This is a genomic window from Arthrobacter sp. 05T420, assembly GCF_056396305.1.
Genome location: NZ_JBFTLG010000009.1, coordinates 179,860 through 197,985 on the forward strand (window position 1 = coordinate 179,860; position 18,126 = coordinate 197,985).

17 protein-coding genes and 1 pseudogene are annotated in these 18,126 nt (G+C 66.8%); 6 read left to right on the forward strand and 12 right to left on the reverse strand.

All coding sequences use genetic code 11. The features are described from left to right. Positions 1-3 precede the first annotated feature (3 nt). The 3 genes from AC1DEM_RS10970 to AC1DEM_RS10980 all read right to left on the reverse strand — a co-directional run bounded on the left by AC1DEM_RS10970 (position 4) and on the right by AC1DEM_RS10980 (position 1,869). Positions 4-564, reverse strand: coding sequence for a DUF1990 family protein (locus tag AC1DEM_RS10970; RefSeq protein WP_476884396.1), 561 nt, complete (start codon positions 562-564; stop codon positions 4-6). Continuing rightward, positions 561-971 (reverse strand): MmcQ/YjbR family DNA-binding protein, encoded by a 411-nt coding sequence (locus AC1DEM_RS10975; protein WP_476884397.1) that lies wholly within the window; start codon positions 969-971, stop codon positions 561-563. Before AC1DEM_RS10975 ends, AC1DEM_RS10970 begins: the two co-directional genes overlap by 4 nt. Positions 972-1,443: 472 nt before the next feature. Beyond that, the gene (locus AC1DEM_RS10980) at positions 1,444-1,869 is read right to left on the reverse strand and encodes a CoA-binding protein (protein WP_277528025.1); all 426 of its coding nucleotides are present in this window, start codon (positions 1,867-1,869) and stop codon (positions 1,444-1,446) included. A gap of 305 nt (positions 1,870-2,174) precedes the next feature. Between AC1DEM_RS10980 and acs the strand changes: the two genes are divergently transcribed. From acs to AC1DEM_RS11000, 4 genes are read left to right on the forward strand one after another with little or no spacing between them, the layout of a single operon-like run. Further along, positions 2,175-4,373 (forward strand): acetate--CoA ligase, encoded by a 2,199-nt coding sequence (gene acs / locus AC1DEM_RS10985; protein ID WP_476884398.1) that lies wholly within the window; start codon positions 2,175-2,177, stop codon positions 4,371-4,373. Next, positions 4,370-5,563 (forward strand): dimethylsulfone monooxygenase SfnG, encoded by a 1,194-nt coding sequence (gene sfnG, locus AC1DEM_RS10990; RefSeq protein WP_476884399.1) that lies wholly within the window; start codon positions 4,370-4,372, stop codon positions 5,561-5,563. Before acs ends, sfnG begins: the two co-directional genes overlap by 4 nt. Beyond that, positions 5,563-6,930, forward strand: coding sequence for an O-acetylhomoserine aminocarboxypropyltransferase/cysteine synthase family protein (locus tag AC1DEM_RS10995; protein ID WP_476884400.1), 1,368 nt, complete (start codon positions 5,563-5,565; stop codon positions 6,928-6,930). The genes sfnG and AC1DEM_RS10995 overlap by 1 nt, the downstream gene beginning before the upstream one ends. After that, positions 6,927-7,424 (forward strand): CoA-binding protein, encoded by a 498-nt coding sequence (locus AC1DEM_RS11000; protein WP_476884401.1) that lies wholly within the window; start codon positions 6,927-6,929, stop codon positions 7,422-7,424. Before AC1DEM_RS10995 ends, AC1DEM_RS11000 begins: the two co-directional genes overlap by 4 nt. 87 nt (positions 7,425-7,511) lie before the next feature. On the opposite strand, the gene AC1DEM_RS11005 is transcribed toward AC1DEM_RS11000, so the two are convergent. From AC1DEM_RS11005 to AC1DEM_RS11030, 6 genes and pseudogenes are all read right to left on the reverse strand, one after another. Beyond that, positions 7,512-8,354 carry a hypothetical protein gene (locus AC1DEM_RS11005; protein WP_476884402.1) on the reverse strand — a complete coding sequence of 281 codons (843 nt, stop codon included), beginning with the start codon at positions 8,352-8,354 and terminating at the stop codon, positions 7,512-7,514. Continuing rightward, positions 8,351-8,899: an RNA polymerase sigma factor gene (locus AC1DEM_RS11010; protein WP_476884403.1), complete on the reverse strand. Its 549-nt coding sequence runs from the start codon at positions 8,897-8,899 to the stop codon at positions 8,351-8,353. The genes AC1DEM_RS11005 and AC1DEM_RS11010 overlap by 4 nt, the downstream gene beginning before the upstream one ends. A gap of 115 nt (positions 8,900-9,014) precedes the next feature. Then, a complete protein-coding gene (locus AC1DEM_RS11015; RefSeq protein ID WP_476884404.1) occupies positions 9,015-9,548 on the reverse strand; it encodes a hypothetical protein in 534 nt (177 codons plus the stop codon). Positions 9,549-9,960: 412 nt separating this feature from the next. Next, positions 9,961-11,003, reverse strand: a pseudogene (locus tag AC1DEM_RS11020) (1-aminocyclopropane-1-carboxylate deaminase). A gap of 241 nt (positions 11,004-11,244) precedes the next feature. Next, positions 11,245-12,534, reverse strand: coding sequence for an adenylosuccinate synthase (locus AC1DEM_RS11025; protein WP_018776133.1), 1,290 nt, complete (start codon positions 12,532-12,534; stop codon positions 11,245-11,247). Between the two features lie 196 nt (positions 12,535-12,730). Beyond that, positions 12,731-13,078 carry a hypothetical protein gene (locus tag AC1DEM_RS11030; protein WP_476884405.1) on the reverse strand — a complete coding sequence of 116 codons (348 nt, stop codon included), beginning with the start codon at positions 13,076-13,078 and terminating at the stop codon, positions 12,731-12,733. 161 nt (positions 13,079-13,239) lie between these two features. Here AC1DEM_RS11030 and AC1DEM_RS11035 point away from each other — a divergent pair, with 161 nt between their 5' ends. Beyond that, on the forward strand, positions 13,240-14,448 hold the full coding sequence (locus tag AC1DEM_RS11035; RefSeq protein ID WP_476884406.1) for a cobalamin-independent methionine synthase II family protein: 1,209 nt from the start codon (positions 13,240-13,242) through the stop codon (positions 14,446-14,448). Between the two features lie 184 nt (positions 14,449-14,632). Further along, a complete protein-coding gene (locus AC1DEM_RS11040; RefSeq protein ID WP_476884419.1) occupies positions 14,633-15,265 on the forward strand; it encodes a uracil-DNA glycosylase family protein in 633 nt (210 codons plus the stop codon). Between the two features lie 182 nt (positions 15,266-15,447). Here the strand turns inward: AC1DEM_RS11040 and AC1DEM_RS11045 are convergent, their stop codons facing one another. The 3 genes from AC1DEM_RS11045 to AC1DEM_RS11055 form a co-directional block, all read right to left on the reverse strand. Beyond that, positions 15,448-15,873 (reverse strand): DUF3151 domain-containing protein, encoded by a 426-nt coding sequence (locus AC1DEM_RS11045; RefSeq protein WP_476884407.1) that lies wholly within the window; start codon positions 15,871-15,873, stop codon positions 15,448-15,450. A gap of 2 nt (positions 15,874-15,875) precedes the next feature. Continuing rightward, on the reverse strand, positions 15,876-16,895 hold the full coding sequence (fbaA, locus tag AC1DEM_RS11050) for a class II fructose-bisphosphate aldolase (protein ID WP_377984658.1): 1,020 nt from the start codon (positions 16,893-16,895) through the stop codon (positions 15,876-15,878). A 225-nt stretch (positions 16,896-17,120) separates the two neighbouring features. Beyond that, the gene (locus AC1DEM_RS11055; protein ID WP_476884408.1) at positions 17,121-18,053 is read right to left on the reverse strand and encodes a hypothetical protein; all 933 of its coding nucleotides are present in this window, start codon (positions 18,051-18,053) and stop codon (positions 17,121-17,123) included. Between the last annotated feature and the right edge of the window lie 73 nt (positions 18,054-18,126).

Genomic DNA, 18,126 nt, shown 5'->3' on the forward strand with positions numbered 1-18,126 from the left:
TGCTCAGTTTTCACCTGCGGCCAGTTCGTGTGCACTCCCAATGTATCGGGAAGTGACATGCCTTTGTGCGCGTCCCGCGAGGGCACTGCCGGCCGCGTAAAACCAGTTGGACGGCCTGCTGAAGGCCGTAATCTTGAGGAACACCCGCCCCGCGGCGTCAATCTCCACTTCGAAGGACTCCTCGCCCCGCACGGGATGACCCGGGAGTGTGCCGTACCCGAACCCTGCCCGTTGCGGCCCGTCGCCGGGCACCGGCCTGCGCACCCACACCACCTCGCAGGGCGCGTTGATCCGGAAGGGCCCGACGCCGAATCCGCTCACCACGCGCGCGCCGGGCACTACGGCGTCGGAGTCGGTACGGACGCGCAGCCCGGAGCGTTTCTGCAGCTGCCAGGTCAGGATCCCCTGCGCCACCCGCCGGTACAGGGCAGGGCCGTCGCCGAGGTGAGCCTGGGACACCACGCAGGAAAAGCCTTCCGGAGCCTGCCCGTGCTCGGTGGAGCCAACGCCCGGATAGTTCAGGCCGCCGGGCGCGAGGCGGCCAGCGTCAGGGTCGCCGCTCATGTGTCCTCGCCCCTCGCGAGTCCGGCCCAGCCCAGCTGCTCCCGCTGCTTTCGACTGAAGGACGCGACCACCAGGTCATAGGAATCCTCCACCATGTCCCGGATCATGTCGTCCGGCAGCGATCCGTCCAGCCGGACCCCGTTCCAGTGCGTCTTGTTCATGTGCCACGCACCGGTGATTTCCGGATGGATGGCCCGGAGCTGTTCGGCCAGGGCCGGCTCGCATTTGAGGCTCACGGACCAGTCCGCCGGGTCCATGGCGGACGCCGCGAACATCTTGGCGTCCTGCCGCGACCCTCCTGCCACGGCGGCCCGCACCTTGAACACGGATGTTTCCGGGCCGAACGGAAAGTCCTCGAAGGCGCCGGGGAAGCTCAGGCAGATCTCGCGGAGGGTGGCAACGTCCATGGCACGAGCCTATCCGGCTGCGGCCTACCCGGCAGCGTGGGCATCGCCGATGCTGTGCAGCCCCTCCGGGGTGGTGCCGTTGATTTCGTAGTCGCCCACGGTGCGGGCCTTGAACACGGCCGGGTTGTGGGTGGCCGCGGTCCGGGCGTTGCGTCGGTCAGCGCCGCCCGGCCGATGACCGCCAGGACGGCGAGCTGGACCAGCTGAAAGAAGGCCGGCTGGTGCGTGGTGGATTCCGAGCGCCGGATGATGTTGGCGTCCGGCACGACGGACTCGGCGAAAATGGTGTCGGTGGTGTAGTACTTCCTGCCGTACAGCAGCCAGTCCCCGCCTGCGGCGTCACGGAGCCAGATCTCTCAGCCGCTCGGGATGATATGAGCCCATCTCGCACGGCAAGGTGGCGGATACGGAAAAAGCCGGTCACATTTTGTAACCGACTCTTTCAAACCGGTTGATCGTGTTTGCTGGGCCGCTAGAGGCCCACGCGCCAGCCTTCGCGGGCGGGGCACTCGTTGACGACGACGTCCAGCCCGGCGGCCTTGGCGCGCTCCACCGCGGCGTCATCGAAGACGCCCAGCTGCAGCCAGACGGCCTTGGCGCCTACGGCGATGGCCTCGTCGATGACGGCCCCCACCTTCTGGGAGTTGACGAAGCAGTCCACGACGTCGATCGGGTGTTTCGCTGCGGGAATCTCCGCCAGGGAGCGGTACCCCTTCTCGCCGTGGACGTCGTCGCCGGGCAGGTTGACCGGAATGATTTCCATGCCCATCCGGTCCCGGACGTACAGGGAGACCTCGTACGCCGAGCGCCACTGGTTGGTGGTCAAGCCGACCACTGCCCATGTGCCTTTGGTTCGCATGAGGCGGTCAATGACTGCCGGATCGTTAACGTGGGCCATGCATCAACCTTACTCCTGCGCCCTTTCTGGACAATCGTCGAATAAATGAATGATTCGAACCGTCCGTGCGGCGCCGTGAACGAATATTACAGTGCGGAAGCCTCGGATTTTGTGGAATCCTGCATTTCGGTTCTAGTAGGTAGTGACCATCCCGAGCGGCCGAGAGACCTGGATCGATGAAGCCGCAGCAACCCCCGGTGACGTGAGACGACCATTCCCACGGAACTGTTCCGCCCTCCTTCGGTGCAATTCGAGGGAACGGGAGGAACCAAGGGTGCTACTGCCAGGACCGATGGAGTGCTGCAATGACCCCAGAGAATTCTTCCACCCTGCCCACTTTTGCCCGGACTGCGTCCGAGGCATCCCCACAAACCACTTCGGACGCGACGGCGATCGAAGCAGGGCTGCGTGACGCGCCCGGCTCCTCTCGCGGCTCGTCGGGATGGTCCCTGACCGAGCCCACGGACGGCGCAGTGCACGGCGCCCCCACCGACGGACCGGCGCGTCACCGCAGCACCACCCCCCGGCACAGCGGCACAGCCACCGCAGGGACCCTCCAGGCAGAGACGGTTGCGTTCTGGGAAGCCCAGGCCCTCCGCCTTGACTGGGCGGGCCTGCCCGCCGGCTCCCCGGACGGCGGCAAGCCTTGGCACACCGCGCACCGCCGCGTCCCGGCCGACGTCGGGGCCGGGACCGGTCCTCAGATCACCTGGTTCGAAGGCGGCAGGCTCAATGTCGCCTACAACTGCGTCGACCGCCATGTAGCGGCGGGGCGCGGGGACAAGGTGGCCCTGCACTTCGAGGGCGAGCCCGGTGACCGCCGTGCAGTGACCTACGCCGAACTCCAGCGCGAGGTGTCCAAGGCCGCCAATGCCCTCCTGGACCTGGGCATCACCAAGGGCGACCGTGTGGTCATCTACCTCCCGGTCATCCCCGAAACCGTGATCATCACCCTCGCCGTGGCCCGCATCGGCGCCATCCATTCCCTGGTCTTCGGCGGTTTCTCCGCCGAAGCCTTGAGGTTCCGGGTGGAGGACACCGGCGCCAAACTCCTGGTCACCACCGACGGCCAGTTCCGCCGCGGCACCGCCGTGCCGGTCAAGGACAACGCCGATGCCGCCGTCTCCGGCGACAACGCGATCGAGCACGTCCTGGTGGTCAACCGGACCACTCCGGCGGAGGAGCTCGGGACCGTCCCAATGACAGCGGGCCGAGACGTGTGGTGGCACGACGCCGTCGGGACCGCCTCCGACGTCCACGAAGCGGAGGCGTTCGACGCCGAGACGCCGCTGTTCATCATGTACACTTCCGGCACCACCGGCAAGCCGAAGGGCCTGGTCCACACCTCCGGCGGCTACCTCACGCAGGCGTCCTGGAGCTTCGAGCACCTGTTCAGCAACCCCGACGCCGCGCTGCGGGACCAGGACGTGCACTGGTGCACGGCGGACCTCGCCTGGGTCACCGCGCACACCTACGAGCTCTACGGCCCGCTCTCCAACGGCGCCACGCAGGTCATCTTCGAGGGCACCCCCAACACCCCGCACCCGGGCCGGCACTTTGAGATCATCGAACGCTACGGGGTCACGCAGTACTACACCGCGCCCACCCTGGTCCGCTCCCTTATGGGCTGGTTCCCGGACGGCGTCCCGGACACGTATAACCTCTCCTCCATCCGTCTGCTCGGCACGGTTGGCGAGGCCATCAACCCCGAGGCCTGGCGCTGGTTTCGGGCCAACATCGGCGCCGGCACCGCCCCGGTGGTGGACACGTGGTGGCAGTCCGAAACCGGCGCCACCATCCTTTCCCCCGCCCAGACGGACGCCGCGTTCAAGCCCGGCTGCGCGGCCCGCCCCCTGCCCGGCGTCAGCACGCGCATCGTGGACGACGCCGGCAATATGGTTCCGCCGGGCGTCCAGGGTTTCATCGTGGTGGACTCCCCTGGCCCGGCGATCGCCCGGACGGTCTGGGGGAACCCGCGCCGCTACTTTGATTCGTACTGGCGCCAATACGCCGAACAGGGCTGGTTCCTCGCCGGTGACGGCGCCAAGTACGACGACGACGGCGACATCTGGATCCTCGGGCGGGTGGATGACACCCTCAATGTCTCGGGACACCTGCTTTCCACCATTGAGATCGAGTCGGCGCTCGTCTCCCACCCGGACGTAGTGGAGGCCGGCGTCTGCCCGGTCGCGGACCCCAAGACCGGCCACGCGATCGTCGCGTTTGTGGTGCTGAAGGATTCGGCAGCCACCGGGGACATCGCGTCCGCATTGAAGGCCCACGTCGCGAGGGCGATCGGGCCGATCGCGAAGCCGCGCGACGTCGTCGTCGTTCCCGATGTGCCCAAGACCCGCAGCGGCAAGATCATGCGCCGGCTGCTGACCCAACTGTTCGACGGAACCACGCTCGGGGACACCACGTCGCTCCAGAACGAACCATCCATCGCGGACATCCAGGATGTGCTGCGCACCCGAAATACCCCGGAAGCAAAGGAACACTCATGAGTGAAATCAGCAACGTCGCCCGACTTTCCGAACCCCTCAAGTTCGCCTACTGGGTTCCCAATGTCTCCGGCGGCCTGGTGGTCTCCACCATCGAACAGCGCACCGGCTGGGACTTCGAGTACAACAAGAAGCTGGCCCGGATCGCCGAGAACTCCGGCTTCGAGTACGCACTGTCCCAGACGCGTTACGCCGCCTCATATGGCGCGGACAAGCAGCACGAGGCAACGTCCTTCAGCCTGGCGCTGCTGGCCGCAACCGAGCGGCTGAAAGTCATTGCAGCCGTGCACCCCGGTATGTGGCACCCCGGTGTGCTGGCGAAGTTCATCATCACCGCGGACCATATCTCCAACGGCCGCGCCGCCGTGAACATCGTCTCGGGCTGGCTCAAGGCGGAGTTCGAGAACTTCGGCCTCGAATGGCTCGAACACGACGAGCGCTACGTCCGCACCGAGGAATTCATCAAGGTCCTCCGCGGGCTCTGGACCGAGCAGGAATACAGCCAGTCCGGCAAGTACTACAACATCACCGACTTCACCCTGAACCCGGCCCCGGTGGACGTGCCGGGACGGCCCCACCCGGAAATCTTCTTCGGCGGCAACTCCACAGCCGCGCAGGCCACCGCCGGCCGCGTGGCCGACTGGTACTTCTCCAACGGCAAGGACCTCGAGGGGTTCAAGGAGAACATCGCCGGCGTTGTCGCTGCCGCAGGCGAGGCCGGGCGCGGGACTGCCTCGGGCCTGGCCGCCCCGAAGTTCGGCCTCAACGGCTTCGTCATCGCGCGGGATTCCGAGAAGGAAGCCCGCGAGACCCTCCGGGAGATCGTGGCGAAGGCGCACAAACCGGCGGTCGAGGGTTTCCGCGACGCAGTCCAGGAAGCCGGAGCGTCCACCAAGGACGGCAAGGGCATGTGGTCGGACTCCTCCTTCGAGGACCTCATCCAGTACAACGACGGTTTCAAGACCCAGCTGATCGGCACCCCGGAGCAAATCGCCGAACGGATCGTGGAGTACAAGAAGATCGGCGTGAACCTGATGCTGACCTGCTACCTGCACTTCCAGGAGGAAGTGGCCGCGTTCGGTCAGGACATCCTGCCGATCGTCCGCGAACTCGAGGCGGACCTGGCCCGCAAGAACGGCGTCGAGCTGGACCTGTCCCAGACCCCGGTGGCAAACGTTGAGGTGGCTGCGTAATGGCTGACCGCAAGTTCGGTTTCCGCACCCGCGCGCTGCACGCCGGCGGCACCCCCGACGCCGAGCACGGCGCCCGCGCCGTCCCCATCTACCAGACCACCTCCTTCGTGTTCAAGGACACCCAGGACGCCGCAAACCTCTTCGCGCTGCAGAAATACGGCAACATCTACTCCCGGATCGGCAACCCCACCGTGGCCGCGTTCGAGGAGCGCATCGCCTCGCTGGAGGGCGGCATCGGCGCCGTGGCGACGTCCTCGGGCATGGCGGCGGAGTTCATCACCTTCGCCGCGCTGACCCAGGCCGGGGACCACATCGTCGCCGCGTCCCAGCTCTACGGCGGCACGGTGACCCAGCTGGACGTCACGCTGCGCCGCTTCGGCGTGGACACCACGTTCGTCCCAGGCACCGACCCGGCGGACTACGCCGCGGCAGTCCGGGAAAACACCAAAGCGATCTTTGTCGAGGTGGTGGCCAACCCGTCCTCGGAGGTCCAGGACCTTGCGGCCCTCGCGCAGGTGGCGCACGACGCTGGCGTCCCGCTGGTCGTCGACGCCACCCTGAGCACGCCGTATCTCGTGCGGCCGATCGAGCACGGAGCGGACATCGTGATCCACTCCGCCACCAAGTTCCTCGGCGGGCACGGCACCACCCTGGGCGGCGTGATCGTCGAAAGCGGCCGCTTCGACTGGGGCAACGGCAACTTCCCCACGATGACCGAGCCCGTAGCGTCCTACGGAAACGTGTCCTGGTGGGGCAACTTCGGCGAGTACGGGTTCCTGACCAAGCTGCGCTGCGAACAGTTGCGCGACATCGGCCCGGCATTGTCCCCGCAGTCGGCGTTCCAGCTGCTGCAGGGCGTCGAAACGCTCCCCCAGCGACTCGACGAGCACTTGAAGAACGCGCAGGCCGTGGCTGAGTGGCTTGAAGCGGACGAGCGCGTGGCCTACGTGAACTTCTCCGGCCTGCCCTCACACCCGCACTTTGAACGGGCCAAGAAGTACCTGCCGCTGGGCCCCGGCTCGGTCTTCTCCTTCGGCGTCAAGGGGGGGCGTGCCGCGGGCCAGAAGTTCATCGAGGCCCTGCAGCTGGCCTCGCACCTGGCCAATGTGGGCGACTCCCGGACCCTGGTCATCCACCCCGGGTCCACCACCCATCAGCAGCTCAGCCCCGAACAGCTCGAGTCCGCCGGTGTCCCCGAGGACCTGGTCCGGATCTCGATCGGGCTCGAAGACATCGACGACATCCTCTGGGACCTGGACCAGGCGCTCGACGCCGCGTCCCAGCAGGCCGTGGAGCCGCACGCGGACTCGCTGCCTGCCGGACCGGATGATGAAGCAGCAGCCTGCACGATCGGAGCGAACGCATGAGCGCAGAAGTTGCCAGGACCTGGACCGGCCCGTCGGCGCCGGAGCGCCTGAACCTGCTGCGGCAGGCGAAGTCGATCGCGATTGTGGGCGCCTCGGACAAGCCGTCGCGCGCGAGCTATTTCGTGGCCACCTACCTGCAGTCCTCCACCCGGTACAAGATCTACTTCGTGAACCCGGTGGTGAAGGAAATCCTGGGGCAGCCGACGTACGCGTCGCTGGCGGATCTGCCGGAAAGCCCGGACATTGTGGACGTGTTCCGCAAGCATGGTGACCTGCCGGGCGTCCTGGACGAGGCCATCGCCGTCGGCGCCAAAACCCTCTGGCTGCAATTGGGTTCGTGGCATGAGGACGTGGCCAAGGAGGCCGAAGCCGCCGGGCTCGACGTCGTGATGGACCGCTGCGTGAAGATTGAGCATGCCCGGTTCCACGGCGGCCTGCACCTGGCCGGCTTCGACACCGGCGTCATCTCCTCCAAACGGCAGGTCCTGGCCTAACACCCCACCAGTTGCGCTATCAATTAGGGCTGTTCTGAGCGCTCAGAACAGCCCTAAGTGATAGCGCAACAGGGTTAAAAAGGGCGGTTATGGGTGGAAGGGGGCCTTGGTCGGAACGACGCCGGGCAGGGTTGGCATGGTCCGACCGGGACCGCGGGGCAGATCCTCGTTGTCGTCGCCGTTGCCGTTACCGTTACCGTTGCCGGGGAGGCCGGGCGCGGGCAGCCCTGGCCGTTGGCCTGGCGACGGCAGGATACCGCCCCGCCCGAAAGCCGGCGGCGTGGTGCGCGGCCTGCGTCCGGACTGCTTGTCCGAGTCCTCGTCGCCGTCCTTTGCCGCACGAGTGGGTGCCGACCGCGGGGCCCTGGATGGTGCCGGCTCCGGGGTGCCGGCAGGGGACGTCGCGGCAGGCGCAGGGAAGGCCGGGACCGAGGACGGCGACGGCTGGACATGCTCAGGGTCCGGCGTACCGGGCCCCGCGGGCTGGAAAATGACGCTGACGCTCTGGCTGACGCTGTGCCGGAAGTCCTCGCTGGATGCCGCCACAGCGCCGGCACCAAGGGTCATGGCAGCCACGACGGCGCCACCGACGATTGCCAGCCGACGCTTCCGGCCGCGGCGCTCGGCGAGGCTGGTGACCCCGGCCGGCAGCGATTCATCGGCGGCAGCCTCCGCGGACGCGACCACGGGCAGCGCCGTCGTCGCGACCGTGGGCAGCGCCATCGTCGTGGCTAGGACAGGGGCATTGGAACGAGTTGATCCAGCGGCGAGCAGTGCCGCGAGGTCGGCGCGGGGCGCGGGAGCCGCGTCCGGGGCCACGGCACGGAGCAGTTCGAGCGCGCTCCGGAGCTCGGTTGCGGCTTCGAGGCCGGAGTCGCTCAGCATCGCCTGGATGCTGCCATCCTGCTGGGGGTCGCGGGTGCCGGTCATGATGCTGCGTGGTCCTTTTCGGTTACGAGTTCGCGCAGGGCACTGAGCCCGCGGCGCTGAAGCTGCTTGATGGCACCCGGCGTCTTGTCCATGATGCCGGCCACCTGTTCGATGGAAAGGTCCGCGACGATCCGCAGGACCAGAACTTCCCGTTGCTCCTCATTGAGCATCGCGAGAGTGTCCGAGATACCGCCCAGGGATCCGAGCACCTCGTCCTCGGCTGATGCCGAGTAGCGCGCGTCGTTCAGGGGGTCGTATTCGGCCAGGTGGGGCATGCGTTCCGCCCGCCGCCTGTAGTCGACCAGCCGGGCGTGGGCGACGGAGAAAATGAATGTCCGCAGACCCGTGTGGCCGCCGCTGACGCCGGCCAGTTTCGGCAGGACGTCCACGAACACGTCTTGGGTCAGGGCCTCGGCGTCGTCCACGCCCCGGGCCCGGAAGTATCCCAGCACGGCCGGGGAAATCACCGTGTACACGGCGCTGACACCTGATGGGTCACCAGCTAAAGCGGCTGACAATTCGTCGTCGCTTAGCTGCTGTGCCAAGAGGCTGTCCTTCCGTTACTGCTGGGGTGCGGCCCCGGCAAGTCTAGCGGCCGCACCCCGGAGCCCTTCAGAGTCAGGGCACATTCCTTGCTGTCAGACCCGTGCCGGGTCGAGGCTAAACAGCCGGAAATTGCTTGTCGTGCTGGGGCAGTTCGACGGACGGCTGGGCCGGGGTTGCCGGCACAGCCGGGGTTGCCGGGACGCCCTTGGCGCCGGGGACGGCCGGGGTGGCCGGAACTGCGGACTTGACGTTGGCGTTGGCGCGTGCCTCGCCGGCAGCACCCTTGACGCGGGCGTCGCCCTTGACGGTGGGGCCGGCCTTTGAGTCAACGGAACCGTCGACGGAGCCTTCGCCGGCAGCCTCGGTGCCGTCAACGTCGGCGTCGGCGTTAGTGTGGCCTTTGGGCGAGCCATCAGTCGACGGGGTCGCCGGAACTGCGGGGACAGCCGGCGCGGCGGGCTTTGCCGGGAGCGTAGGTGTGGCCGGAACGGCCGGGACAGCTGGCGTGGCGGGCGTAGCGTGGTTCACTTCAGCCTGCTCGGTGCCGGACATCTGGGCCGCGTTGGCCAGTCCGATGCCGGAGAAACCTCCGACTGCCAGGATGGCGGCGCCGACAGCAATCTTGGTGGTCTTGCTAACACTCTTCATTACAGACATACATCCTTTGTTTTTTTGGTGGAAGGCGGGCTGAGGCCTCGTTGGGGGCAGTCGACAGCCCACTCTCGTCCAGAAAAGGCTGGCCGGCGCCCATGGGGGCAGGCGCCGGCCGGCGCTTGCGGTAAAGGGCCGACCGGAGACCAAATGGGGGGAAGGCGCCGGTCGGCACTTACGGTGGAAGGCCAGCCGGGGTCTGGTGGGGGGTCCGAACTCCGGCGGCGCTTACAAAGGGGTAATCGCTGGGCGGGCCGGAAAGGTTACGCACCAATCGGAATTTTCTTGATTTCTTTTTTGGGGCCGGCGGTGCCGGGACTTAACGACGGGGGGCCCCCAGGGAACCCGCAGCCATCCCACCCATTGCCATCCGACCCGTTGCGCTGTCACTTAGGGTGGTTCTCAGAGCTCAGAGCGACCCAAGGTGATAGCGCAACCGCCTCGAGGACCGGAAGAGCCCGCTGTAGGCGTTGAGGGCGAGCTGCCCGCCCAGGTGGGCGTAGAGAACGTTGCTCCCGGCCGGAATCTCCCGGCTTTTCACGAGGTCGATCAGCCCGGCCAGGGACTTGCCCTCGTAGACGGGGTCGGTGATCATGGCCTCGAGCGAGGCGCCCAAGCGGATGGCTTCCAGGGTGGAGTCGACGGGAATTCCATAGCTGTCCCCGGCCCAACCCTCCATGACGTTGATTTCGTCGTCACGCAGTTCCCTGCCCAGGCCGATCAGCTCGGCGGTGTTCCGGGCGATGCGTTCAACCTGGTTGCGGGTTTTCGTCAGGGTGGCCGAAGCATCGATGCCGATCACGCGGCGCGGCTTGTCCTGGCCGGCGAAACCCGCGATCATCCCGGCGTGGGTGGAGCCCGTGACGGTGCAGACGATGATCGTGTCGAAGAAGATACCGAGTTCCCGTTCCTGCTCTTCCACCTCGTAGGCCCAGTTGGCGAATCCCAGCTGCCCAGCCTGTGGTCGGACGCGCCGGCCGGGATCGCGTACGGCTTGCCGCCGGCCGCCTTGACCTCTTCGATCGCGTTCTCCCAGCTACCGCGGATGCCGATGTCAAAGCCCGCGCTCTCCAGCCGGACGTCGGCGCCCATGATGCGCGAGAGCAGGATGTTGCCCACGCGGTCGGACAGGGGATCCGGCCAGGCGACCCAGTTTTCCTGAACCAGGCGGGCCTTAAGGCCGAGTTTCGCGGCGACCGCCGCAACCTGGCGGGTGTGGTTGGACTGGTATCCGCCAATCGAGACAAGCGTGTCCGCGCCCTGCGCCAAGGCATCCGGAACGAAGTATTCGAGCTTGCGCGTCTTGTTCCCGCCAAAGGCGAGGCCGCTGTTGACGTCCTCCCGTTTCGCCCAGATCTGCGCCCCGCCCATATGCGTACTGAGCCGAGGCAGCGGGTGGATGGGACTCGGTCCAAACATCAGGGGGTAGCGCTCAAAATCGGTGATGGCCATCGTCGGTCCTTCGCTCGCGGTGGGAAACGGCTGGGTGAACACAAAGATGCAATACATTGCACGGTCGGACACCGGTAGGCGTCAACCCTCAGCCCGCAGCAGGTGGCCGGGCGACGCGGGGGACGGCGCTACTGGAACTTAAACGACGACGGCGGCGAGCCGCCCATTCCAGGGTGGCCCGCCGCCGTCGTGCGCCAGCTAGTGAAGCGCCAGTTTGTGAAGCGTCAGTGAGTCAGTGGCGTCAGTCGTTGATGAGGTCGTTGACCACGATCGTCTGGTCGCGGTCCGGGCCGACGCCGATCGCGGAGAACCGCGTGCCGGAGAGCTTCTCCAAGGCCAGCACGTAGTTCCGGGCGTTTTCCGGCAGGTCCTCCAGGGTGCGGGCGCCCGTGATGTCCTCGGTCCAGCCCTCGAAGTACTCGAAAATCGGCTTGGCGTGGTGGAACTCGGTCTGGGTCATGGGCATTTCGTCGTGCCGCACGCCGTCGACGTCGTAGGCCACGCAGACCGGGATCTGCTCGATGCCCGTCAGGACGTCCAGCTTGGTGACGAAGTAGTCCGTGAAACCGTTGACGCGGGAGGCGTGGCGGGCCAACACGGCGTCGTACCAGCCGCAGCGGCGGGGACGGCCGGTGTTGACGCCGAATTCGCCGCCGGTTTTTTGCAGGTACATGCCCATCTCATCGAACAGTTCGGTGGGGAACGGTCCTGCGCCCACGCGGGTGGTGTAGGCCTTGATGATGCCGATGGACCGCGAGATCCGGGTGGGGCCGATGCCCGAGCCCACGGAGGCGCCGCCCGCGGTCGGGTTCGAGGACGTCACGAAGGGGTACGTGCCGTGGTCAACGTCCAGGAACGTGGCCTGGCCGCCCTCCATGAGGACCACCTTGCCTTCGTCCAGGGCGGTGTTCAGGACATAGGTGCTGTCGATGACCAGCGGGCGCAGGCGCTCGGCGAAGGACAGGAAGTACTCCACGATCTCGTCCACCTCGATGTCGCGGCGGTTGTAGACCTTGACCAGGAGTTCGTTCTTCTGGCGCAGCGAGCCTTCGACCTTCTGGCGCAGGATGGAGGCGTCAAAGACGTCCTGGACGCGGATGCCGAGGCGGGCCACCTTGTCCATGTAGGCCGGGCCGATGCCGCGGCCGGTGGTGCCGATGGCGCGGCTGCCGAGGAAACGCTCGGTGACCTTGTCCAGCACCTGGTGGTAGGGCGCCACGAGGTGCGCATTGGCGGAGACACGCAGCTTGGAGGTGTCCGCGCCGCGGGCCTCCAGTCCGTCGATCTCCTGGAACAGGGCTTCCAGGTTCACCACGCAGCCGTTGCCGATGATCGGAATCGCGTTCGGGCTCAGGATGCCGGCCGGAAGGAGCTTGAGCTCATACTTCTCACCGCCTACGACGACGGTGTGCCCGGCGTTGTTGCCGCCGTTGGGCTTGACGACGTAGTCGACGCGGCCACCAAGCAGGTCAGTGGCCTTACCTTTGCCTTCGTCGCCCCATTGGGCTCCGACGATCACGATTGCTGGCATGGGATCCTCCCCCATTCGTTCGGGCCGAACTACATTTTATGACCAGGTGGTCACGGCAGCTCAGCGCCGTTCATGAGAATGCCCCGAATCTACCGCTGTGCACTTACCCAACGCCAGAGTTCCGGGGCTCTTACCACCCAAGTTTAGCCGAAAACGGTCACCGGCATCGCTTTGGGTCCTTGTTTGGACGTGGCAGCTAGCTCGTGGTGAACGCCAGGGCGGCTTCCGCGAGTGAGGGCCACGCGTCCGCGGCGGCCGCAGGCACTTCCACCCAGTCCTTGAAGGGGCGCCCCATCCCGGACGGATCAAAGAGCTGCGCGCCGGGGAGTTCCAGGGCGCGGACGTGGTGGGGCGAATTCCGGCCCAGCTTGAAGGCCATCGCATCCCCGTTGAGGCAGGCCATCGCCCTGCGGTTGACCATTAGGGCCCGGGAGCCAAAGGTCTGGCCCAGCGCGACGCCCGCGCCGGCGAGGTCTGCGGCCACGCCCTCGAAGGCGTCGACGGCGGCAGCGGACGATTCTTTCTTCTTCATGGCGTTCGTCATAGCTGCATCATCCACCAGGCCAGGCTCGACACATAGCGGGCACCACTTGCGGGACCACCCGGAGTGGAATTGAGTGGGAGTGAGCATCCCGAGCGGCTTACCGCGGCCGCCATGGCCGGCCAGGCTGCTACCGCCAGGACCGATGGAAAGGAAACCGCGCCATGTCGCAGAACACCGACCACATCCGCGTGACCCACGCCGGCTCGTTGCCGCGCACAATCGAGCTGATCGCCGCGAACGAGGCCAAGGAAACCGACGGCATCACGCCCGAGTTCCTCGACCTGCTCGAAACTTCTGTCGTGGACGTCATCCAGCGCCAGAAGGAGCTGGGTATCGACATCCCCAATGACGGCGAGTACGGGCACACGATGTCCAGCTCCGTGGACTACGGTGCCTGGTGGAATTACTCCTTCTCCCGGCTCGGTGGACTGGAGCCGACCGACGTCGACCGCTGGGCCGACGCGAAGGTGCACCGTTCTTCCCCGGGCCACATCGTCCTGACCTCCTTCCCCGACCGGCGGGACCGGCTGACGTTCGACGAAGCCTACAACGACCCCACCTCCGGGATTTTGGCCCACCGCAAGGCCGTCACGCAGCCGAAGATCGCCGGGCCGCTGACCTACACGGGCCAGGATCTCGCGGCCTCGGACATCGCCAATTTGAAGACCGGCCTGGCCGCGGCCGGCCTCACCGAAGGATTTGTCGCCTCCCTCTCCCCCGGGTCATGCGCCCGCGTGGCCAATGAGTACTACCGGAGCGATGAGGAACTCCTCTATGCCTGCGCCGACGCGATGCGCGAGGAATACAAAGCGATCATCGACGCCGGCCTGACGGTCCAGCTTGACGACCCCTCCCTGGCGGAGAGCTGGGACCAGATCAACCCCGAGCCGAGCCTGGCCGACTACCTGAAGTTCATCCAGCTCCGGGTCGAGGCAACGAACTGGGCGCTGCGTGATCTTCCGCCGGAGCAGATCCGGCTGCATGTCTGCTGGGGTTCCTGGCACGGCCCGCACACCACGGACATCCCCTTCGCGGACATCGTCGACTCAGTCCTGCAGATCAATGCCGGCGGCTACTCGTTCGAGGCGGCCAATGTCCGGCACGAGCACGAATGGCGGGTCTGGGAGGACACCAAGCTGCCCGAGGGGAAAGTCATCATCCCCGGGGTCGTCTCGCACGCCACCAACGTCGTGGAGCACCCGGACCTCGTGGCCGACCGGATCGTGCGCTTCGCAGACCTCGTGGGGCGCCAGAATGTCATTGCGTCCACGGATTGCGGGCTGGGCGGCCGGGTGCATCCGCAAATTGCGTACGCCAAGCTGGAGGCCCTCGGCGAAGGGGCACGCCGCGCCACCAAGCGGCTCTGGTAGCAGCACCGGGCGGCAAGGCGGGGCCGGCACTGCATTTCGCGGGGCTTGATAGACTGATAGGGATCGACTAGGAATCGGTCCACACCACATTTTCACACCACACCATTGCTCCGCATGCCCAATATTTGGCGTGCCCGCAACCGGCGTGGCTGCTTTGCCAATCCCGCAGGAGACCCAGCACCATATGACAGCCCTGGCCACCGAAAATTTCCGCGAAGAGCTTCTGAGCCGCCGGTACGAACCTAGCGTCGCCCCCGTCAACGAGCTCCTTGATGCCCTCCAGGCAACCAAGGCTGGCACCGCTGTCCCCTACGTGGACCCCATGCACGACGTCGATGAGTGCCGCATCATCAGCCTGTACTCCAACATCGGCACGGCGGATGCGTCAGGCTTCATCACCGCCGGCGATGACGAGGCGGCCACCCGCATGCTGGGCATCCAGTGGAAGCTGGGCCTGCGTCCTGAATTCGTCATGCCGTGGAACGTCCACCCGTGGCACGTGGGCGACGAGCCCAACGGCAAGTTCACCCCGGACCAGATCTCGGCCGGACTCAAGCCGCTGCTGAAGTTCCTCGCCCTGGTCCCGCGTGCGTCCGTGATCGTGGCGCACGGCACCGAGGCCAACCGCCTCGCCAACCTGCTGCTCAAGACCGAGGTGCCCATGATCTGGCGCCGCGGCCTGAAGACCTACAAGGTCCGCTCGCTCAGCGGCCGGGCATTCGCCGGCACCCCTGCCCGGCAGGAAGAGTACCTGGCCGAGATGCACACCGCGTACGCGGATGCCATGGCCCGGACGGGACTGGCCAAAGCCAGCTAGTCCCGGCCCTGAACACTTGACGACGGCGGGCTCCCACCTCAAGGTGGGAGCCCGCCGTCGCTCGCTAACCCCAACGCACGTTAAACCCCAACGCGGGGTCACTTACGGCCCGTCCACGGGGGTGAAATGGGCTGTAAGTGACCCCGCGTTGGGGTGTGCTGCCTGGTCGTGTGCTGCCTGGGTCAGCCCTCGGACTCGATCGCGGCCCTCGCGACGGGATCGGAATCCTTGAGGAACTTTTCGATCCGCTCCGGCTCCTCGGCCTCGCCGATCGCCGCGGACGCACGGCCCAGCGAGTAGAGCGAGCGCAGGAAGCCGCGGTTGGGTTCGTGCTCCCACGGGATCGGCCCGACGCCCCGCCAGCCGTTGCGGCGCAGCGAATCCAGGCCGCGGTGGTAGCCCACCCGCGAGTACGCGTAGGAATCGATGGTGCGGCCTTCGTTCCAGGCCTCCTCGGCCAGGATGGCCCACAGGAGCGAGGACGTGGGGTGCTTCGCCACGAGGTCCAAGGCTTCCTGGCCAAGCGCGAGGTGCTGGTAGATCTCAGTCTCGGCAGGCAGGAGCGTGGGCTCGGGACCCATCAGGTTCTTGCGGAACTCGTCGGACATGGCTAGAAGGTCTTGCCGGTGGAGCCGAGCTGCTGGGCGGCCTCGACCACACGGGCGGCCAGGCCGGCCTCGGCGGAGGCGCCCCAGACGCGGGGATCGTAGAGCTTCTTGCTGCCGACCTCGCCGTCGACCTTCAGCACGCCGTCGTAGTTGCGGAACATGTGGTCCACCACCGGGCGGGTGTAGGCGTACTGGGTGTCGGTGTCGATGTTCATCTTGATGACGCCGTAGGAGACGGCGTCCGCGATTTCCTTGTCCGAGGAGCCGGAGCCGCCGTGGAACACGAGGTCGAACGGGTTGGCCTTGCCGATCTTGGCGCCCACCTGCTCCTGGATATCCTTGAGGATCTCCGGGCGGAGCTTGACGCCGCCCGGCTTGTACACGCCGTGCACGTTGCCGAAGGTCAGCGCCGTGATGTAGCGGCCGTTTTCGCCGGAACCGAGCGCGTCGATCGTGGCCAGCGCGTCCTCGACCGTGGTGTAGAGCTTGTCATTGATGGCGTTCTCGACGCCGTCTTCCTCGCCGCCTACAGTACCGATCTCAACTTCGAGGATCATCTTGGCGGCCGCGGTGCGCTCGAGCAGTTCCCGGGCGATCCGCAGGTTTTCCTGCAGGGTCTCGGCGGAGCCGTCCCACATGTGCGAGTTGAAGAAGGGGTTGCGGCCGGCCTTGACCTCGGCCTCGGAAGCAGCGAGCAGCGGGAGCACGAAGCCGTCCAGCTTGTCCTTGGGGCAGTGGTCCGTGTGCAGGGCGATGTTGACGCCGTAGTTTTTGGCCACCTCGCGGGCGAATGCCGCGAAGCCCAGGGAGCCGGCAACCATGTCCTTGGTGGAGGCGCCGGACCAGTAAGCCGCGCCGCCGGTGGAGACCTGGACGATGCCGTCGGACTCAGCCTCGGCGAAGCCGCGCATGGCGGCGTTCAGGGTCTGGGAGGACGTGACGTTGACCGCGGGGAAGGCGAAGCCACCCGTCTTTGCGCGGTCGATCATCTCGGAGTAGATCTCTGGGGTTGCAATGGGCATGCTGACTCCTAAAGTGAATTTCGTCTACGGGCTGGTGATCCTGGAGGGAACCTCGTCGGCTACGAACCATCCTAGTCATTCCTGCGCCGGGGCCGTGTCTCCGGTCACTGCGCCCGTGTAATACTCGCGCCCCGGCGGCTCCGCCCTATCCCTCACGTGAATCCGCACGCGCCCGCCCAGAAGGCAGATCGCGGCAGTGTTGGGCGAAAACATTGCCGCGAAGTGTCATCTCGCGCGCCAGCCGCGGCTCTCCAGCGCGGCCCGGACCTTGCTGACCGCCGTGGGATGCTCGCCCGCAAGGTCCAGCCGGGACACCCGCACCTCAAGCCATCCGGAGATCGCTGCAGTGTCCGCCCGCCGGATGTCGCGCAGGTACTGGTCTTGCCCATTGTGGTGTGCGCCCTCGTACTGGAGCGCGATACGCCACTCGGGGTAGGCGGCATCCGGCCAGAGCACCGGGGCGCCCGCTGCACCCCAGACCACCTCGTTCAGGGCCGGCTCGGGCAGGCCGCCGCGGATGAGCGCCAGACGCAGCCGCGTTTCGGGCGGCGAGTCAGCGCCGACACGAATGAGTTCGACGGCGGCGCGGGCTTTTCTCACGCCCCTGTTGCCAGGATGCCGCGCCACCATGGCCCGCAGCTCCGCAACGCTGCACAAGGCGTCACGGGGGACGGGAAACTCCGGGCCGTGCCCGCAGACCAGGAAGTCTCCGACCACAGCCAGATCATCCACACCCAGCACTGAGGACAGGTCCAACCACGTGCGGGCCGGCGAGGTGAGTCGGACGCCGTCGAGCTCCATCACCTCGTCGGGGAAGAGCGTCAACACGTGCCCTACAACGTTGACCCGGCGGGGCCTGCTGAGGCCCCGCCGCCGGGCAAGGTGGATGCGCCAATCCTCCTCCAGACAGCCCGGCAGAGGTGCCGCCCAAAGCCGCGCCGCGGATACGAGGCTGAGGATGGACTCGTCATCCAGCTCGGTGTAGGCCCGGAGGGCAGCCGCGCCTGAGGACGCCGAGTCCACGGGCACCCGGATCCCGCGCGACACCGTGACGAGATCCTGAGCTTCGGTGCGGGTGCGGGTGACACCGGCGTTGTCGGCGGCGCGCAGCGAGAAGGAGCCGGTGGTCAGATGGAGGGGAAGTGGTGCCCGGCGCATGGCCCATTGTGACCGTTTCCGCCGTGCGCCGGGAGCGTTTTCCACAGGTGACGCCCGCAGACGCCGTTGAGAA

Coding starts and splice junctions, on each gene's coding strand:
- sfnG (WP_476884399.1), top strand. CDS start 4,370: ATGAGTGAAATCAGCAACGTCGCCCGACTTTCCGAACCCCTCAAGTTC.
- AC1DEM_RS11015 (WP_476884404.1), bottom strand. CDS start 9,548: ATGAAGAGTGTTAGCAAGACCACCAAGATTGCTGTCGGCGCCGCCATC.
- AC1DEM_RS11000 (WP_476884401.1), top strand. CDS start 6,927: ATGAGCGCAGAAGTTGCCAGGACCTGGACCGGCCCGTCGGCGCCGGAG.
- AC1DEM_RS10980 (WP_277528025.1), bottom strand. CDS start 1,869: ATGGCCCACGTTAACGATCCGGCAGTCATTGACCGCCTCATGCGAACC.
- AC1DEM_RS10970 (WP_476884396.1), bottom strand. CDS start 564: ATGAGCGGCGACCCTGACGCTGGCCGCCTCGCGCCCGGCGGCCTGAAC.
- acs (WP_476884398.1), top strand. CDS start 2,175: ATGACCCCAGAGAATTCTTCCACCCTGCCCACTTTTGCCCGGACTGCG.
- AC1DEM_RS11030 (WP_476884405.1), bottom strand. CDS start 13,078: ATGACGAACGCCATGAAGAAGAAAGAATCGTCCGCTGCCGCCGTCGAC.
- AC1DEM_RS11045 (WP_476884407.1), bottom strand. CDS start 15,873: ATGTCCGACGAGTTCCGCAAGAACCTGATGGGTCCCGAGCCCACGCTC.
- fbaA (WP_377984658.1), bottom strand. CDS start 16,895: ATGCCCATTGCAACCCCAGAGATCTACTCCGAGATGATCGACCGCGCA.
- AC1DEM_RS11025 (WP_018776133.1), bottom strand. CDS start 12,534: ATGCCAGCAATCGTGATCGTCGGAGCCCAATGGGGCGACGAAGGCAAA.
- AC1DEM_RS10995 (WP_476884400.1), top strand. CDS start 5,563: ATGGCTGACCGCAAGTTCGGTTTCCGCACCCGCGCGCTGCACGCCGGC.
- AC1DEM_RS11055 (WP_476884408.1), bottom strand. CDS start 18,053: ATGCGCCGGGCACCACTTCCCCTCCATCTGACCACCGGCTCCTTCTCG.
- AC1DEM_RS10975 (WP_476884397.1), bottom strand. CDS start 971: ATGGACGTTGCCACCCTCCGCGAGATCTGCCTGAGCTTCCCCGGCGCC.
- AC1DEM_RS11040 (WP_476884419.1), top strand. CDS start 14,633: ATGACAGCCCTGGCCACCGAAAATTTCCGCGAAGAGCTTCTGAGCCGC.
- AC1DEM_RS11005 (WP_476884402.1), bottom strand. CDS start 8,354: ATGACCGGCACCCGCGACCCCCAGCAGGATGGCAGCATCCAGGCGATG.
- AC1DEM_RS11035 (WP_476884406.1), top strand. CDS start 13,240: ATGTCGCAGAACACCGACCACATCCGCGTGACCCACGCCGGCTCGTTG.